The following is a 16,443-nucleotide window of genomic DNA, read 5'->3' as shown; positions in this document are numbered from 1 at the left end:
CCGCACCGCGGGCCGAGGGGGAGTGCGGCCGCTTTGCCCCGTTCTGTTGTCCGTGAATCCCCCTGATCGGGTGATTCGACTGACGGAGTGGGAGCAGGCGGTCGCGGAACGTGCTGTGCTCGGTAGCATGGACCACCGGGTCGGACTTCGCTCCGGTGATCGCTGCCGGAGGTGCAGATGACCATCGAAGCCGGCCAGCACGGGGCCGTCCCGTACACCGTGCCCAAGCGCCCGCTGCCCCGGCTCAGCCGGGCCGCACTCGGCCGGGCCGGCCGCGCCGCCCTGCTGGCGACCGGCCGGGGCCCGGTCCCGGACGCGATCGAGCCGATCGTGCAGGCCCACCGGGTGCACCATCCGCAGGCCGACCTCGCCCTGCTCGGGCGCGCCTACCGGACGGCCGAGGAGAGCCACCGCGGGCAGACCCGCAAGAGCGGCGAGCCGTTCATCACCCACCCGCTCGCCGTCACCATGATCCTCGCCCAACTCGGCGCCGGGACCACCACCCTGGTCGCCTCGCTGCTGCACGACACCGTCGAGGACACCGAGGTGACGCTGGATCAGGTCAGCGCCGACTTCGGCCCCGAGGTGGCCTACCTGGTCGACGGCGTCACCAAGCTGGAGAAGGTGGACTTCGGCGCCGCCGCCGAGGCCGAGACCTTCCGCAAGATGCTGGTGGCCACCGGCGACGACGTCCGGGTGATGGTGATCAAGCTCGCCGACCGGCTGCACAACATGCGGACGATCCGTCACATGAAGCCCGCCAGCCAGGTCCGGATCGCCAAGGTCACCCGGGACGTGCTGATCCCGCTCGCCGACCGGCTCGGCATCCAGGTGGTCAAGGCCGAGCTGGAGGACATCGTCTTCGCCACCCTCCACCCGGAGGAGTACGCCCGGACCGGCGCACTGCTGGACGCCCACGGGGCCCGCCCGGACGGCGTCCTGGAACCCTTCGCCCGGGCGCTCGCCCGGCAGCTGACCGAGACCGGGGTGCCGGCCTCGGTCACCGTCCGGCCGCGCCACCACGTCTCGGCGCACCGGGTCCTGCTCGGCCGCAGCGCGGTGGCGGGACCGGACGGCCGCCCGCAGGGACTGCTCCCCTCCGACCTCGGCCGGCTGCTGGTGGTGGTCGAGGAGAAGGCCGACTGCTACGCCGTCCTCGGCGAGCTGCACACCTGCTGGACCCCGCTGCCCGGCGAGTTCAAGGACTTCATCGCCGCCCCCCGGTTCAACCTCTACCAGGCGCTGCACACGGCGGTCTCGCTGCCCGGTGGCGAGGTGGTCGAGGTGCTGGTGCGCACCCGCCGGATGCAGCGGGTGGCCGAGTTCGGGGTGGTCGCGCTCGGCGACCCGGACCAGGCGGATCCGGCGCAGGGCGGCCCGGACGACCCGGAGTCCGACCGCACCGACCCGGCCCGACCGGGCTGGCTCAGCCGGCTGCTCGACTGGCAGCAGGAGGCCCCGGACCCGGACGCGTTCTGGTCGGCGCTGACCGCCGACCTCTCCGACGACCGGGAGATCACCGTCGTCACCGAGACCGGCGGGACCCTGCAACTGCCCGCCGGGGCGAGCTGCGTGGACGCCGCGTACCTGCTCGGCGAGGAGAGCGGGCACCGATGTATCGGGGCCCGGGTCAACGGCCGGCTCACCGCGCTGTCCACACCGCTGCGCGACGGCGACGTGCTCGCCGTCCTGACCGGCGGCGGCGACGCCTCCGGCCCGGACGCCGGGTGGCTGGAGTACACCCGCACCCCGGGGGCGCGGCTCGCCATCGAACGCTGGCTGGCGGACCACCCGGCCGGCGCGCCGGTGGTGGAGGCCGGCCGGCCGGCCGGGCAGCCCGTCTCGCCGGACCGGCCCGCCGCCGGGCCCGCGGGTCCGCCCGCCTCGGTCGCGGGCCGTCCGGGCGGGCCGGTCCGCCTCGCCCGCTGCTGCACCCCGGTACCGCCGGACCGGGTCACCGGCTTCGCCATCCGCGGCGGCGCGGTCGCGGTGCACCGCGCCGGCTGCCAGGTCGGCGGGCAGATGCGCGAGGCCGGCCGGGAGGGGCTGGAGACGGCCTGGATCCCCGGTGCCGAGCCGGCCGGCGGGTACCGCGCCACGCTGTACGCCGAGGCGCTCAACCATCCCCGGCTGCTCGCCGACCTGACCGGGGTGATCTCCGCCGAGGGCGTGGACATCGTCTCCGCCGAGGTCGGGCCCCCGACCGAGCTGCGGGTCCGGCACAGCTACACCGTCGTCCTGCCCGCGGCCGGTGCGCTGCCGGCGGTGATGCGGGCGATGCTGCGGGTGTCCGGCGTGTACGACGTGTACCGGCCGGGCGGGGGTAATCCGGATGACCCCGGCGGGCCCGGCGTGCGACCATCGTGGGGAATTCACGGCCGGTCCGCGGCGTTGACGCAAGGCAGCAGTAGTGCCGGTGCGGCCCGCGGTCCGCAGGGGTAGCCCGTCCTCGGTGGTTTTCCGAGCGGTCAAGGGGCAGACTCCTGGTGTGTCCGCCATCGGGCGGATCCAACCGGCCTCCGACCAGCAAAAGGATGAGATGACCTCCACGTTCGACAGCCGCACCCCGGCGGGCAGCTCCCGCCGACTCACCGACATCAAGGCCGACGCCCTGATGGACGAGGACCTCGCGGCGATCGACGAGGACCTCGGTTCCTACGACGGCGACCAGTACGACCGCTCCGAGCGCGCCGCCCTGCGGCGTGTGGTGGGCCTGTCCACCGAACTCCAGGACGTCACCGAGGTCGAGTACCGCCAGCTGCGGCTGGAGCGCGTGGTGCTCGTCGGTGTCTGGACCAGCGGGACGGTCGAGGAGGCCGAGAACTCGCTGGCCGAGCTCGCGGCCCTGGCCGAGACGGCCGGTTCCGAGGTGCTCGACGGTGTGATCCAGCGCCGCGACAAGCCCGACCCCGCCACCTACATCGGCTCCGGCAAGGCCCGGGAGCTGGCCGACATCGTCGCCGCCACCGGCGCCGACACCGTGGTCTGCGACGGTGAGCTCACCCCCGGCCAGCTGATCCAGCTGGAGGACGTGGTCAAGGTCAAGGTGGTCGACCGGACCGCGCTGATCCTGGACATCTTCGCCCAGCACGCCAAGTCCCGGGAGGGCAAGGCGCAGGTCTCGCTGGCACAGATGCAGTACATGCTGCCGCGTCTGCGCGGCTGGGGTCAGTCGCTGTCCCGGCAGATGGGTGGCGGTGGCTCGGGCTCCTCGGGCGGCGGCATGGCCACCCGTGGTCCCGGTGAGACCAAGATCGAGACCGACCGGCGCCGGATCCGCGAGAAGATGGCGAAGCTCCGCAAGGAGATCGCCGAGATGAAGAAGGGCCGCGACACCAAGCGCCAGGAGCGCCGTCGCAACCACGTCCCCTCCGTCGCCATCGCGGGTTACACCAACGCCGGGAAGTCCTCCCTGCTCAACCGGCTCACCGGTGCGGGCGTCCTGGTGGAGAACGCGCTGTTCGCCACCCTGGACCCGACCGTGCGCCGGGCCCAGACGCCGAGCGGCCGGGTCTACACCCTGGCCGACACCGTCGGCTTCGTCCGGCACCTGCCGCACCACCTGGTCGAGGCCTTCCGCTCCACCATGGAGGAGGTCGCCGACGCCGACCTCATCCTGCACGTGGTGGACGGCTCGCACCCCGAGCCGGAGACCCAGCTGGCCGCGGTGCGCGAGGTGATCGTCTCGGTCGAGGCACAGAACGTGCCAGAGATCGTGGTGATCAACAAGGCGGACGCCGCCGACCCGCTGGTGCTCCAGCGGCTGCTGCGCCGCGAGCCGCACGCCCTGGTGGTGTCGGCCCGCACCGGGCAGGGCATGGACGAGCTGCTCAAGCTGATCGACGACGAGCTGCCGCGCCCGGCCGTCGAGGTGCAGGTGCTGGTCCCGTACACCCGGGGCGACCTGGTCTCGCGGGTGCACGCGGAGGGCGAGCTGCTCTCCACCGAGCACACCGGCGACGGCACCCTGGTGCACGCCAAGGTGGCGGCCGAGCTGGCCGCCGAGCTGGAGCGCTACGCGGTGGCCGTCCGGCGCTGAGCCGCTTCCGCTTCCGTACGCGCGACGCACGCGGGCCCGGACCCCCTCGGGGGTGCCGGGCCCCTTGCGTGTCCGGGCCGGGTCCCCTCGCGGCCGGGCCCCCGCGCTCAGGTCGCCACGCTCAGGTCCTCGTGCGGCCGGTCACTGGTTCTTGCTGACGTAGGTGAAGACCTTCTCCGCCTCGCTGCCGAGGGTGGGGCCGGCCAGGAAGGTGCCGGCGTCGTTGCCGACCGAGGTGTTGCTGATCAGGGCCGGCCTGCCGCCGCGCTGGGCGAACCAGCCGCCGCCGCTGGCGCCGCCGGTCATGGTGCAGCCCATCGCGTTCATCGGCGGCCGGGCCGCGTCGTAGACGTACGGGGTCAGCTTGACCCGGGAGTCGCAGTGTTCCAGTTCCAGGCCGTCGAAGGGCGCGTCGGCCGGGTAGCCGTAGGCGGAGGCGGCGGTGACCTGGTCGGCCGGGGCGTTGAACCAGACCGGGACCGAGCCGCCGATGGTCTCCTCCAGCGAGCGGCCGTCGCCGTCCTCGTTGCGCACCCGGACCACGGCGAAGTCGTACTGGCTGGCCGGGCCGCCCCGTTCGTCGCCCTCCTCGCTCCAGCCGGGGCCGGTCAGCCCGCTCTCGACGGTCCACACGCCGTACGGCGCGAGCTGGCTGAGGGTGGCCTTGCGGCCGCCGCTGGCGGCGCCGGCGCGGTTGTACGAGGGGACGAAGCTGATCTTCTTGAACCAGCTGCCGCCCTTGCCCTCGTGCACGCAGTGCGCGGCCGTCCAGACCAGGTTGCTCCTGCCGGGGTGGGCCGGGTCGGCGACCACCGTGCCGGAGCACTCGGCGTCCGCGGTGGGGCTGACGCTCATGAAGATCTTGCCCACCACGGCGGTGCCCGGGCCGTAGGGGTGCTTCTCCGCGGCGGCCGGGATGGCGGGCGGCAGCTGGACCTCGGAGCGGCTCGGGGACTTGGCGGCGGCGATGTTGGCCTCCTTGGGCTTGACGCCCTTGGCGGCCTCCATCCGGACCTGGTCCCAGTAGCCCTTCAGCACCTCGGGCTTGAAGCCGTGCTCCTTGGCCCAGTTGGCGAGGTCGTCCGCGCTCCAGTTCTTCAGGTCCTTCAGCGAGTCCGGCAGCTTGAGGCCCGGCTTGGCACTGCCGGACGCGGCGGCCGAGGCCGGAGCGGCGGCCGGCGGCGCGGCCTTGGGGGCCGCGTCGTCCTCGCAGGCGGTGGCGGTCAGGGCCAGCACGGTGAGCAGGGCGGCCGAGGCCGCGGCGGAACGCCGGTGGGTGGATGACATGTCGGTGGTCCCCGTTGCGTCAGTGGGAGTCGGTCGGGTGGGCGGGCTACTTCCTGGAGAGGTAGTCGAGCGCCTGGCGGGCCACGCTCTCCAGGTAGGGGCCGTTCAGCGAGGTGTGGTCGAGGGTGCCGATCGAGGTGTTGCTGACCAGCGCCTGCCGGCCGTCCGGCCCGGTGGCGAACCAGCCGCCGCCGCTGGCACCGGAGGTCATGGTGCAGCCGATGGTCAGCATCGCGGGCCGCGCCGGGTCGAAGGACAGCTGCCCCGGCGGGCCGGCGTCGCAGCGGTCCAGCTCCTGGCCGTCGAAGGGGCGGCCGACCGGGTAGCCCCAGGCGGAGACCGAGAGCTTCTCGCGCGGGGCGTCGAACCAGACCGGGACCGCGGTGCCGACCACCTCCTCCAGGGACTTCCCGGAGCCGTCCGGGTTGTGCACCTTGAGCACCGCGAAGTCGTACTGGTTGGCCGAGTTGCCGGAGTGCCCGCCCTCGGCCGTCCACTGCGGCGAGGTGATCACCCGGTCCGCCCACCACTGGCCGAGCGGCGCGACCTCCGGCAGGGTCGCCTTCCGGCCGCCGCTGGCGGCGCCCGAACTGTTGTAGGCGGGCACGAAGATGATGTTCTTGAACCAGTCGCCGTCCTTGCCCTCGTGCACGCAGTGCGCGGCCGTCCAGACCAGGTTGCTCCTGCCGGGGTGGGCCGGGTCGGCGACCAGGGTGGCGGAGCACTGGCCGGTGCCGCCGGCCGGCGCCGTCATGAAGACCTTCCCGGAGGCGGCGTACTGGGTGTACGGGCGGGGCACCGGTACGGCCTCGACGACGGCCGGCACGGGGGACGCGGCCGGGCCGGCGGAGGCGGTGGCGGTCCCGGTGGGGGCTGTGGTGGCAGCGGCGGTGGTGGGGCCGCCGGGTGGTGCGGACGGCGGTGCGGCCGAGGCCGGGGAGGGCTGCTGCGCCGGGGCGCCGCCCATGGTGTCCGGGTCCCAGACCCCGCCGGCCTCCGGGTTGCGGAAGACGTGCCGGGAGGCCCAGCGGTCCCAGTCCTCGAAACGCCAGTGCTTCAGCTCGTCCCAGCTGCGGGGCAGGCCCGAGGCGCGGGTGCCGTCACCGTCCGGGCCGCAGGCCGGGACGGTCACCAGGACCGCGAGGGCCAGCGCGGCGGCGCCCGCCCCGCGGCGTATCGATGCCATCGTCTCGTTGCCCCCGGATCCTCGGCCGACGTTCCCCCGGGGCAGTCTCCCATCCGGCCGGGGCGGCGGGGCGGGCCGTGTCGAGCTGTTGACGAGTGGTCACCGATTCGTGACTGCCTACCGCCATCAGGGTGACGGCGGTCACCCGCAGGGCTGAGTGATGGGTCGTCATTCACCGGAAGGAGTGACCCGATCTTGTGCTCGCGCAGGCGGGATAGGTAGCCCTTACCTGTACTCCAGCCCGTCCGAAGGAGCAGCCTTGAGCACCGCCCTCACCGGAGCCCCGCCGGCCGTACCGTTCCACCCGGCCGTTGCTGCCGTACCGGCCGTCCCGGGGGAGCCGGTGCTCGACCCCGACCCGCTGCTCCACCCCGACCCGGCCGTCGCCGCCGAACAGGCCGCCACCGAGAGCCTGCTGCGGTGCTGGACCCGGGAGACCGGCGCCCGCCCCGACGGCGACGGACGGCTGCGGATCGCCGTCCTCGGCGGGGCCGCCGAACTGACCGCACCGGTCCGGCACTGGTCGCGCTGCGGCTGGCACCGGTTCGGCCGGATCACCGTCACCGCCGGCAGCGGGACGCGCAGCCCGGTGGACGCCGTCACGGTGGCCGCCCTGCTGGCGGGCGCCGCCGCCGAACGTCCCGAAGCCGGGCAGATCGCCGACCTCGCCGCCCGGGTGGCCGACTCGGCCGGGCGCACCGCCGAGTTCCTGGCCCACCGCAGGGCCGCCCCCGCCACCGCACCGACCCCGTTCCTGCGGACCGAGCAGTCCCTGCTGCTGGGCCACCCGCTGCACCCCACCCCCAAGAGCCGCGACGGCCTCGCCCCCGCACAGAGCGCCGCGTACTCGCCCGAACTCGACGGCAGTTTCCGGCTGCACTGGTACGCCGTCGACCGGGAACTGCTGGCCGCCGACTCCGCCGGGCAGCCCGCCGAAGCGCTCACCGCCCGGCTGCTCGGCCGCCCCGACCTGCTGCCGCCCGGCACCGCCGCACTCCCGCTGCACCCCTGGCAGGCCGGGGAGCTGGCCCGGCGCCCGGCCGTCGCCGGGCTCCTCGAGGCCGGTCTGCTGCACGACCTCGGCCAGCACGGCGGACCCTGGCACCCCACCTCCTCGGTCCGTACGGTCTGCCGCCCCGGCACCCCGTGGATGCTCAAGCTCTCGCTCGCGCTGCGGATCACCAACTCCCGCCGGGAGAACCTCCGCAAGGAACTGCACCGCGGCCTGGAGGTGCACCGGCTGCTGGAGGCCGGCCTCGGCGCCGAGTGGCGGGCCGCGCACCCCGGCTTCGACATCGTCCGCGACCCCGCCTGGATCGGCGTCGACCACCCCGCGCTCGGCGACCCGGGCGGCCTGGACACCGTGCTGCGCCGGCAGCCCTTCGGCCCCGCCGACCGCGCCCTGTGCGTGGCCGGCCTGATCGCCGAACAGCCGCTGGAGCGGATGCACTCCCAGCTCTCCGACATCCTGCGCGAGCTGGCCGCCCGCACCGGCGACGCGCTGCCCGCCGTCACCGCCGAGTGGCTGCGGCGCTACCTGTACGCCGTGGTGCTGCCCGTGCTGTGGCTCGACGGCCGGGCCGGCATCGCGCTGGAGGCCCACCAGCAGAACAGCCTGGCGCTGCTCGACGCGGCCGGCTGGCCGGTCGGCGGCCGCTACCGGGACAACCAGGGCTACTACTACCGCGCCTCGCACGAGCGGCGCCTCACCGCCCGGCTGCCCGGCCTCGGCGCGCACAGCGACACCTTCGTGGCCGACCAGGTCGCCGACGAGCGGTTCGCCTACTACCTGGGCATCAACCACCTCCTCGGGCTGGTCGGCGGACTCGGCTCGCAGGGCCTCGCCGACGAGGGCGCCCTGCTCGCGGTGGTGCGCACCTTCCTGGCCGGGCCCGCCGCGGCCGCCACCGGCTCCTCACTCCCCGCCCACCTGCTGGACTCGCCGACCCTGCGCTGCAAGGCCAACCTGCTCACCCGGCTGCACGGCCTCGACGAACTGGTCGGCCCGGTCGAGACCCAGTCCGTCTACGTGACCATCGCCAACCCGGTGGCGGTGGCGTGACACCCACCGGCCCACCCACCGGCCCGCCGCCAATCGGCCCGCCCACAGGCCCGCCGTCCGATCCGCTGGACGGCGTCGCCCACTGGGGGCCGATGCCCACCGCCGCCGGCGAGTTCCGGCTGCGCCCGGTCCGCCCGGCCACCGACCTCGCCCTGCTCACCCGGTGGATGAACGACCCGGCCGTGGACGCCTACTGGGAGCTGGCCGGGCCACCCGCCACCACCGCCCGGCACCTGCGCGCCCAACTCGACGGCGACGGCCGCAGCGTCCCATGCCTCGGCCTGCTGGACGGTGTCCCGATCGGCTACTGGGAGGTCTACCGGGCCGATCTCGACCCGCTCGCCCTGCACTACCCGGCCCGTCCGCACGACACCGGCGTGCACCTGCTGCTCGGCCCCGCCGAGGCGCGCGGCCGCGGACTCGGCAGCCTGCTGCTGGCCGCACTGGCCGACCGGATCCTGGCCCGCCGCCCGGCCTGCGAGCAGGTGGTCGCCGAGCCGGACCTGCGCAACACCCCCTCGGTGCGGGCCTTCCACCGGGCCGGCTTCGACCAGGCCGCCGAACTGCGGCTGCCCGGCAAACGGGCCGCGCTGATGGTCCGCCGCCGCGCCGGCTGACCGCCGTTCCGGCCGGCCGCACCCGGCCGATCCGCGCCCCGGCCCCGACCCCTCTCCCCGAACTGGATGGCATGGACAACCCGCAGCCCGATCCGTACGACCTCCTGGGTGTCGGCATCGGCCCCTTCAACCTGTCCCTCGCCGCACTCGCCGACCGGGCCGACGGCCTGCGCACGCTGTTCTGCGAGGCCCGGCCGGAGTTCCGCTGGCACCCCGGCATGCTGGTCGACGGCGCGCGGATGCAGGTGCCGTTCCTGGCCGACCTGGTCACGCTGGTCGACCCGACCAACCCGTGGTCCTTCCTCAACTACCTGCGCGACCAGCAGCGGCTGTTCCCGTTCTACTTCGCCGAGCGCTTCCAGCTGCCCCGCCGCGAGTACGACCACTACTGCCGCTGGGCCGCCGAACGCCTGCCCAACTGCCGCTTCGCCACCGAGGTCACCGCCCTGCACTGGGACGCCGCCGAGCGGCTCTACCGGGCCGAGACCGCCGCCGGGCCGCTGCACGCCCGCGCCGTGGTGCTCGGCGTCGGCACCGGGCCGGTCAGCCCCGAGGCCTTCGCCGGGCTGGCCGGCCACCCCATGGTTCGGCACAGCGCCGACTACCTGCAGCAGCGGCCGGCCCTGGCCGCCGCCCGCGACATCACGGTGATCGGCTCCGGCCAGTCGGGCGCCGAGGTCTTCCTCGACCTGCTGCGCACCCGCGGCGACGACGGCACCCGGCTGCGCTGGCTCACCCGCAGCCGGGCCATCGCCCCGATGGAGTACTCCAAACTCGGCCTGGAACACTTCACCCCCGACTACACCCGCTACTTCCACGGCCTGCCCGCCGACACCCGGGACCGCCTGGTACCGGCCCAGTGGCAGCTCCACAAGGCCGCCAGCGCCGAGACCCTGGCCGCCGTCCACGACCACCTCTACGAGCGCACCGTCGGGTGCCCGCTGGACGCCGACCCGGTGGAGATCGTCCCCGGCACCGCCGTCACCGACGCCCAGGCCGGCCCCTGCGGCGGACTCGAGCTGCGCTGCCGGCACACCGACTCCGGTGTCCAGCACCTGGTCCGCACCGACGCGGTGGTGCTCGCCACCGGCTACCGGGCCGTCCGCCCCGCGCTGCTCGACCCGATCGCCGCCCTGATCGACTGGGACGACCAGGGCCGCTACCGGGTCGACGCCGACCACCGGGTGGCCACCCGCCCGGGTCTCACCGGCGCCCTGTACGTCCAGAACGCCGAGCTGCACACTCATGGGGTCGGCGCCCCGGACCTCGGTCTGGGCGCCCACCGCGCCGCCGTCATCCTCAACGCCGTCGCCGGAAGGCCGGTCCACCAGCTGCCCACCCGCACCGCCTGGACCAGCTTCGCCCCGCCCACCGCCGCCCTGCTCCCTCGACCCCAGGAGGAGAACCGTGCCGCAGCCATCCGCTGAGCAGCCACTGAGGCTGCCTCCGCACCTCACCCAGGAGCACTGGCAGCGGGCCGGGCGGCGGCTGCTCGCCAAACTGCTCGGCGAGTTCGCGTACGAGGAGCTGATCACCCCGGTACCGGACGGACCCGGGGACGGCGACCGGTACGTCCTCGAACTCCCCGGCGCCGCCTACCGGTTCCGGGCCCGCCGCGGCGCGTACGGCAGCTGGCAGGTCGACCCGGACTCGGTGCACTGCCCGCCGGAGGGGGACGCCGACCCGCTGCGCTTCGTCCAGCGGGCCCGGCACCTGCTCGGCCTGACCGGCGACACCGCCGGCCACCTGGTCCGCGAACTCACCGCCACCCTGATCGCCGACACCCGCCTGCTCGGCACCGAACTCACCGCCGCCGAACTCGCCGGACTCGGCCACGTCGAACTGGAGGGCCGGCAGAGCGGCCACCCCTGGATCGTGCCCAACAAGGGCCGGATCGGTTTCTCCGCCCAGGACGCCGCCCGCTGGGCGCCCGAGGCCCGCACCCCCGCCGAGCTGCCCTGGATCGCCGTGCACCGCAGCCTCGCCGAGTTCCGCGGCGCCGCCGACCTCTACGAGCGCGAGCTCGACACCCCGGACCGGCTGCGCGCCCCGCTCGGCGACCGGGCCGGCGAGTACCTGCTGCTGCCGGTCCACCCCTGGCAGTGGGACGAGGTGGTGGTGCCGCTGTTCGCGCCCTGGATCGCCGACGGCCGGATCGTCCCGCTGGGCGGCGACGGCGACCTGCGGCTGCCGCAGCAGTCCATCCGCAGCTTCTTCAACCTCACCCGGCCCGAGCGCTGCACCGTCAAGCTGCCGCTCTCCGTCCTCAACACCCTGGTCTGGCGCGGCCTGCCGACCGACCGCACACTGGCCGCGCCCGCCGTCACGGCCTGGGTGCACGGCATCCGGGACCGCGACCCGTTCCTGCGCGAGGAGTGCCGGGTGGTCCTGCTCGGCGAGATCGCCTCCGTCACCGTCGACCACCCGCTCTACCGCGATCTCCCCGAGGCGCCCTACCAGTACAAGGAGCTGCTCGGCGCGATCTGGCGGGAGTCCCTGGACGGCCACCTGGAACCCGGCGAGCGCGGCCGCACCTTGGCCGCGCTGCTGCAGACCGGCTCCGACGGCCGCGCCCTCGCCGCCGAACTGGTCGCCCGCTCCGGTCTCACCCCCACCGCCTGGCTGCAGCGGCTGTTCGCGGTGATGCTGCCGCCGCTGCTGCACTTCCTGTACCGCTACGGCACGGTGTTCTCCCCGCACGGCGAGAACGCGATCCTGCTCTTCGACGAGCACGACGTCCCGGTCCGGCTCGCCGTCAAGGACTTCGTCGACGACATCAACCTCACCGACCAGGACCTGCCCGAGCTGGAGCGGCTGCCGCCCGAGGTGGCCGGCGTCCTGCTGCGCCAGCGCCCCGACCAGCTCTGCCAGTTCCTGCACGCCGGGCTGTTCATCGGGGTGTACCGCTACCTCGCGGCGCTGTTCGAGCAGCAGCTGCGGGTGCCCGAGCCGCAGTTCTGGGCGCTGCTGCGCGAGGAGGTACTGGCCCACCAGCGGCGCTTCCCGGAGCTCGCCGAGCGGTTCGCGCTCTTCGACCTGCTCACCCCGCGGATCGACCGGCTCTGCCTCAACCGCAACCGGCTGCTGCTCGACGGCTACCGCGACCGGCCCGAGCGCCCGCACGCCGCCGTCCACGGCCAGGTCGACAACGCGCTCCACCCCGCGGCCCCGATCGGGCTGCCCGTCCAACGGGCCCGGATTGTCACTCCCGCCCCGTAGGCTTGGCCCGTCATGACGAACGACTCCGCATCCCTCACCGGGCCGGGCGACGACGCACCGGCCGACGAAGCCCCGGACGACCTGCCGGGCGCCGTCCCCGCCTCCCGGCTCCCGGAGCTGCTGCACGCCGCCGTCACCGCCGTCGGCGGCGTCGAGCGGCCCGGCCAGGTCAGGATGGCCGAGGCGGTCTCCGCCGCGGTCGACACCGGCGAGCACCTGCTCGTCCAGGCCGGCACCGGCACCGGAAAGTCCCTCGCCTACCTGGTGCCCGCGCTCGCCCACGGCGACCGCGTGGTGGTCGCCACCGCCACCCTGGCGCTGCAACGCCAGCTGGTGGAGCGGGACTTGCCCCGGACGGTGGACGCGCTCCACCCGGTGCTGCGCCGCCGCCCGCTGTTCGCGATGCTCAAGGGCCGCTCCAACTACCTCTGCCTGCACCGGGCCAACGAGGGCACCCCGGCGGACGAGGGCGAGGGCCTGTTCGACCCGGTCGAGGCGCTCGGCGGACCGTCCGGCAAGCTCGGTCAGGACGTGCTGCGGCTGCGCGAGTGGGCCGGCGAGACCGACACCGGCGACCGCGACGACCTCACCCCGGGCGTCTCCGACAAGGCCTGGGCCCAGCTCTCGGTCACCTCCAAGGAGTGCCTGGGCGCCACCCGCTGCCCGTACGGCGGCGAGTGCTTCGCCGAGGCCGCCCGCGAGCGGGCCAAGCTCGCCGACGTGGTCGTCACCAACCACGCGATGCTGGCGATCGACGCCATCGAGGGCGCCCCGGTGCTGCCCGAGCACGGTCTGCTGATCATCGACGAGGCGCACGAGCTGGTGAACCGGGTGACCGGCGCCGCCACCGCCGAGCTGTCGGTGCACGCCGTCAACCGGGCCGTGCGGCGGGCGGCCAAGCTCGCCAACGAGAAGGCCGTGGACGCCCTCCAGGCCGCCGCCGAGAACTACCACGGCCTGATGGAGACCGCCCAGCCCGGCCGGGTCGAGGAACTTCCCGAGTACCTCGCCTACGCGGTCGCCGGGATCCGGGACGCCTGCCGCCAGGTGATCACCTCGCTCGGCGAGACCAGGGACCGCTCGCTCAGCGACGAGGACGCCGTCCGCAAGCAGGCGATGGCCTCCGCCGAGACCCTGCACGAGACCGCCGACCGGCTGCTCCAGGACTCCGAGTACGACGTGGTGTGGATCGAGCGGGCCGACCGCTTCGGCCTCGGCGCGGCCTCGCTGCGGGTCGCCCCGCTGAGCGTGTCCGGGCTGCTGCGGGAGAACCTCTACAAGGACCGCTCGGTCGTCCTCACCTCCGCCACCCTCAAGCTCGGCGGCGACTTCAACGGCGTGGCCGGCTCGCTCGGTCTGCCCGCCGAGAGCCGCCTGCCGGACCAGCGCTCGGCCGCCGAACCCGAGCCCGAACAGGGCGAGGACGCCCCGCCGTACTGGCGCGGCATCGACGTCGGCTCCCCGTTCAGCTACCCCAAGCAGGGCATCCTCTACGTCGCCAAGCACCTGCCCGCGCCCGGGCGCGAGCCCGACCGGCCGGAGATGCTGGACGAGCTCACCGAGCTGATCGGCGCGGCCGGCGGGCGCACCCTCGGTCTGTTCTCCTCGATGCGGGCCGCCCAGGCCGCCGCCGAGGCGCTGCGCGGGCGGCTCGACAACCGGATCCTGCTGCAGGGCGAGGACACCCTCGGCGAGCTGATCCGCGAGTTCGCCTCGGACGCCACCACCTGCCTGTTCGGCACGCTCTCGCTGTGGCAGGGCGTGGACGTACCGGGCTCCGCCTGCCAGCTGGTGGTGATGGACCGGATCCCGTTCCCGCGGCCCGACGACCCGCTGATGAGCGCCCGGCAGAAGGACGTCGAACAGCGCGGCGGCAACGGCTTCATGGCGGTCGCGGCCAACCACGCCGCCCTGCTGATGGCGCAGGGCGCCGGCCGGCTGGTCCGCGCGGCCGACGACAAGGGCATCGTCGCGGTCCTCGACCCGCGGCTCGCCACCGCCCGGTACGGCGGCTACTTCCGGTCCTCCATGCCGGACTTCTGGTACACCACCGACCGCAACCAGGTCCGCCGCTCGCTCGCCGCCATCGACGCCTCCGCCCCACCGGTCCGCCCAGTCACCAAGCGCACGACGACGCCCACCACCTGAGCCGGGGCGCCCCCGCGGGGCGCGCCCCCGGTCCGGGGAATGCCGCGGGGGCCCCGGCCGCGGTGGGTGCGGCCCGGAGCCCCCGGGGGTGGTGCGCGGGTCCGTCAGAGGCGGCGCAGGACCGCCACGACCTTGCCCAGGATGGTCGCGTTGTCGCCCGGGATCGGCTCGTACGCGGGGTTGTGCGGCATCAGCCAGATCTTGCCGTCCTCGCGCTTGAGGCGCTTGACGGTGGCCTCGCCGTCGATCATCGCGGCGACGATGTCGCCGTTCTCGGCGACCGGCTGGCGGCGGACGGTGACCCAGTCGCCGTCGCAGATGGCGGCCTCGATCATCGAGTCGCCGCGGACGGTGAGCGCGAACAGCTCGCCCTCGCCGACCAGCTGACGGGGGAGCGGGAAGACGTCCTCGACGGTCTGCTCGGCGAGGATCGGGCCGCCGGCCGCGATCCGGCCGACCAGCGGCACGTACGAGGTGGAGGGCCGGCCGGCGGTCTCCGCGGTGTTCGGCCGGGCGACCTCGACGCCGCGGACCTCGTAGGCGCGCGGGCGGTGCGGGTCGCGCCGCAGGAAGCCCTTGCGCTCCAGCGCCATCAGCTGGTGCGCGACCGAGGAGGTGCTGGACAGGCCGACGGCCTGGCCGATCTCGCGCATGCTCGGCGGGTAACCCCGGCGCTGGACGGAGTCCCGGATCACCTCGATGACCCGGCGCTGGCGCTCGGTCAGTCCGGCCTCGTCGGTGCGGATGCCCGGGGGGCGGCCGGGCATCGCGCGGGGCGGGGCGGTCGGGACGAGCACGGCGTCCTGCGCCGAGGCGTGCTCGATCGGCTGGCTCTGGCTCATGCTGTGGTCCATGCTCTGGTCCGCGGTGCGCGCAGAGCGCTCCTGCACCGGAATGGCGGTCCTTGCTTCTACCGTGTTCATGGCGGCCCTCATTCGACAGGCGTTCTCCCTTGTGCAGCTCAACTGGTGCACCTATCGAAAGGTTGCGCCAAACACACGTTCGAGTGAATTATCAAGGAGTTAGCTGACTCGATCAAGGCTTTGGGTGTACATCGATTAAATGTTCGACCCGAACAGTGTATTCCGCTCCGCGCAGGGATCTCGACCCGTTCCGGCGCGTCGCGCCTCGACTCCCAGATCTAGTGGCTAGTCTCCTCGCTCGTACCCACAGGTTGTGGTCCGGTAGAGTGTCGGAGTCCGATGTCTTGCCGCCAGGGAGGAAGTCCTCAGGTGCACTGCCCCTTCTGCCGGCACCCGGACAGTCGCGTGGTGGACAGCCGCGCCAGCGATGACGGAAGTTCGATCCGCCGTCGCCGTCAGTGCCCGGACTGCAGCCGCCGTTTCACCACCGTGGAGACGGCCACTCTGATGGTCATCAAGCGCAGTGGTGTCACCGAGCCGTTCTCCCGGGAGAAGGTGATCTCGGGCGTCCGCAAGGCCTGTCAGGGCCGGCCGGTCACCGAGGACGCACTGGCGCAGCTCGGCCAGCGGGTCGAGGAGTGCGTGCGGGCCAGCGGCAGCGCCGAGCTCTCCACGCATGACGTGGGTCTGGCCATACTCGGGCCGCTGAAGCAGCTCGACGTGGTCGCCTACCTGCGGTTCGCCAGTGTCTACAAGGCCTTCGACGGTCTGGAGGACTTCGAGGCCGCCATCGCGGAGCTGCGCGTCGAGCGGCCCCGCGACGCGGAGGACTGCGCACCCGTGCCGGTCCCCGCCGCCGCCCCCTAGCGGGCGGCCGTACCCTTGCGGCCCTCCGGGGCCCCCGCGCGCCCGAAGAACGCGCACAAACCGTAGTAAAAGGTGCACGGCGGCCGGCCGACCGGCTGCCCGCACACCAGGAGAAGCGAACCAGTGGTGCCCGGAAGGTTCGGGGCGCCCAGGGC

The 16,443-nt window shown here is 74.1% G+C and carries 11 protein-coding genes; 8 read left to right on the top strand and 3 right to left on the bottom strand.

From position 1 onward, the window contains the following. Nucleotides 1–177: 177 nt before the first annotated feature. Both AB0D08_RS06355 and hflX read left to right on the top strand, forming a co-directional pair. The gene (locus AB0D08_RS06355) at nucleotides 178–2,442 is read left to right on the top strand and encodes an HD domain-containing protein (protein ID WP_051811978.1); all 2,265 of its coding nucleotides are present in this window, start codon (nucleotides 178–180) and stop codon (nucleotides 2,440–2,442) included. 97 nt (nucleotides 2,443–2,539) lie between these two features. Continuing rightward, the gene (gene hflX / locus AB0D08_RS06350) at nucleotides 2,540–4,039 is read left to right on the top strand and encodes a GTPase HflX (protein WP_033819020.1); all 1,500 of its coding nucleotides are present in this window, start codon (nucleotides 2,540–2,542) and stop codon (nucleotides 4,037–4,039) included. A 141-nt stretch (nucleotides 4,040–4,180) separates the two neighbouring features. Here the strand turns inward: hflX and AB0D08_RS06345 are convergent, their stop codons facing one another. Together AB0D08_RS06345 and AB0D08_RS06340 are read right to left on the bottom strand one after the other, a co-directional pair. Beyond that, nucleotides 4,181–5,326: a hypothetical protein gene (locus AB0D08_RS06345; protein WP_359886461.1), complete on the bottom strand. Its 1,146-nt coding sequence runs from the start codon at nucleotides 5,324–5,326 to the stop codon at nucleotides 4,181–4,183. Between the two features lie 46 nt (nucleotides 5,327–5,372). Continuing rightward, nucleotides 5,373–6,512, bottom strand: a complete 1,140-nt coding sequence (locus AB0D08_RS06340; protein ID WP_033819018.1) for a hypothetical protein — start codon at nucleotides 6,510–6,512, stop codon at nucleotides 5,373–5,375. Between the two features lie 343 nt (nucleotides 6,513–6,855). Here AB0D08_RS06340 and AB0D08_RS06335 point away from each other — a divergent pair, with 343 nt between their 5' ends. From AB0D08_RS06335 to AB0D08_RS06315, 5 genes are all read left to right on the top strand, one after another. Further along, complete coding sequence (locus AB0D08_RS06335) at nucleotides 6,856–8,574, top strand: IucA/IucC family protein (RefSeq protein WP_233288956.1); 1,719 nt, start codon at nucleotides 6,856–6,858, stop codon at nucleotides 8,572–8,574. Next, nucleotides 8,466–9,191 carry a GNAT family N-acetyltransferase gene (locus AB0D08_RS06330; RefSeq protein ID WP_359886498.1) on the top strand — a complete coding sequence of 242 codons (726 nt, stop codon included), beginning with the start codon at nucleotides 8,466–8,468 and terminating at the stop codon, nucleotides 9,189–9,191. The genes AB0D08_RS06335 and AB0D08_RS06330 overlap by 109 nt, the downstream gene beginning before the upstream one ends. 71 nt (nucleotides 9,192–9,262) lie before the next feature. Next, entirely contained in the window at nucleotides 9,263–10,618 is a 1,356-nt protein-coding gene (locus tag AB0D08_RS06325) for a SidA/IucD/PvdA family monooxygenase (protein ID WP_033819016.1), read from the top strand. Next, nucleotides 10,599–12,410 carry an IucA/IucC family siderophore biosynthesis protein gene (locus AB0D08_RS06320; protein WP_359886458.1) on the top strand — a complete coding sequence of 604 codons (1,812 nt, stop codon included), beginning with the start codon at nucleotides 10,599–10,601 and terminating at the stop codon, nucleotides 12,408–12,410. The genes AB0D08_RS06325 and AB0D08_RS06320 overlap by 20 nt, the downstream gene beginning before the upstream one ends. Before the next feature lie 12 nt (nucleotides 12,411–12,422). Continuing rightward, nucleotides 12,423–14,558, top strand: coding sequence for an ATP-dependent DNA helicase (locus AB0D08_RS06315; protein ID WP_304441486.1), 2,136 nt, complete (start codon nucleotides 12,423–12,425; stop codon nucleotides 14,556–14,558). A 104-nt stretch (nucleotides 14,559–14,662) separates the two neighbouring features. Here the strand turns inward: AB0D08_RS06315 and lexA are convergent, their stop codons facing one another. Continuing rightward, entirely contained in the window at nucleotides 14,663–15,412 is a 750-nt protein-coding gene (gene lexA / locus AB0D08_RS06310) for a transcriptional repressor LexA (RefSeq protein ID WP_033819042.1), read from the bottom strand. A gap of 378 nt (nucleotides 15,413–15,790) precedes the next feature. On the opposite strand from lexA, the gene nrdR reads away from it, so the two are divergent. Then, a complete protein-coding gene (gene nrdR / locus AB0D08_RS06305; RefSeq protein ID WP_033819015.1) occupies nucleotides 15,791–16,288 on the top strand; it encodes a transcriptional regulator NrdR in 498 nt (165 codons plus the stop codon). Nucleotides 16,289–16,443: the final 155 nt, after the last annotated feature.

The sequence above is a fragment of the Kitasatospora sp. NPDC048540 genome (assembly GCF_040651175.1).
Taxonomy (GTDB): Bacteria; Actinomycetota; Actinomycetes; order Streptomycetales; family Streptomycetaceae; genus Kitasatospora.
The sequence above is the reverse complement of the archived record's forward strand: the minus strand, read 5'-3'. Positions and strand labels throughout refer to the sequence as shown.

Bases quoted from the DNA above. Each gene is read 5' to 3' on its own strand.
- AB0D08_RS06355 (WP_051811978.1), top strand. From the start codon at position 178: ATGACCATCGAAGCCGGCCAGCACGGGGCCGTCCCGTACACCGTGCCC.
- hflX (WP_033819020.1), top strand. From the start codon at position 2,540: ATGACCTCCACGTTCGACAGCCGCACCCCGGCGGGCAGCTCCCGCCGA.
- AB0D08_RS06345 (WP_359886461.1), bottom strand. From the start codon at position 5,326: ATGTCATCCACCCACCGGCGTTCCGCCGCGGCCTCGGCCGCCCTGCTC.
- AB0D08_RS06340 (WP_033819018.1), bottom strand. From the start codon at position 6,512: ATGGCATCGATACGCCGCGGGGCGGGCGCCGCCGCGCTGGCCCTCGCG.
- AB0D08_RS06325 (WP_033819016.1), top strand. From the start codon at position 9,263: ATGGACAACCCGCAGCCCGATCCGTACGACCTCCTGGGTGTCGGCATC.
- AB0D08_RS06315 (WP_304441486.1), top strand. From the start codon at position 12,423: ATGACGAACGACTCCGCATCCCTCACCGGGCCGGGCGACGACGCACCG.
- lexA (WP_033819042.1), bottom strand. From the start codon at position 15,412: ATGGACCACAGCATGAGCCAGAGCCAGCCGATCGAGCACGCCTCGGCG.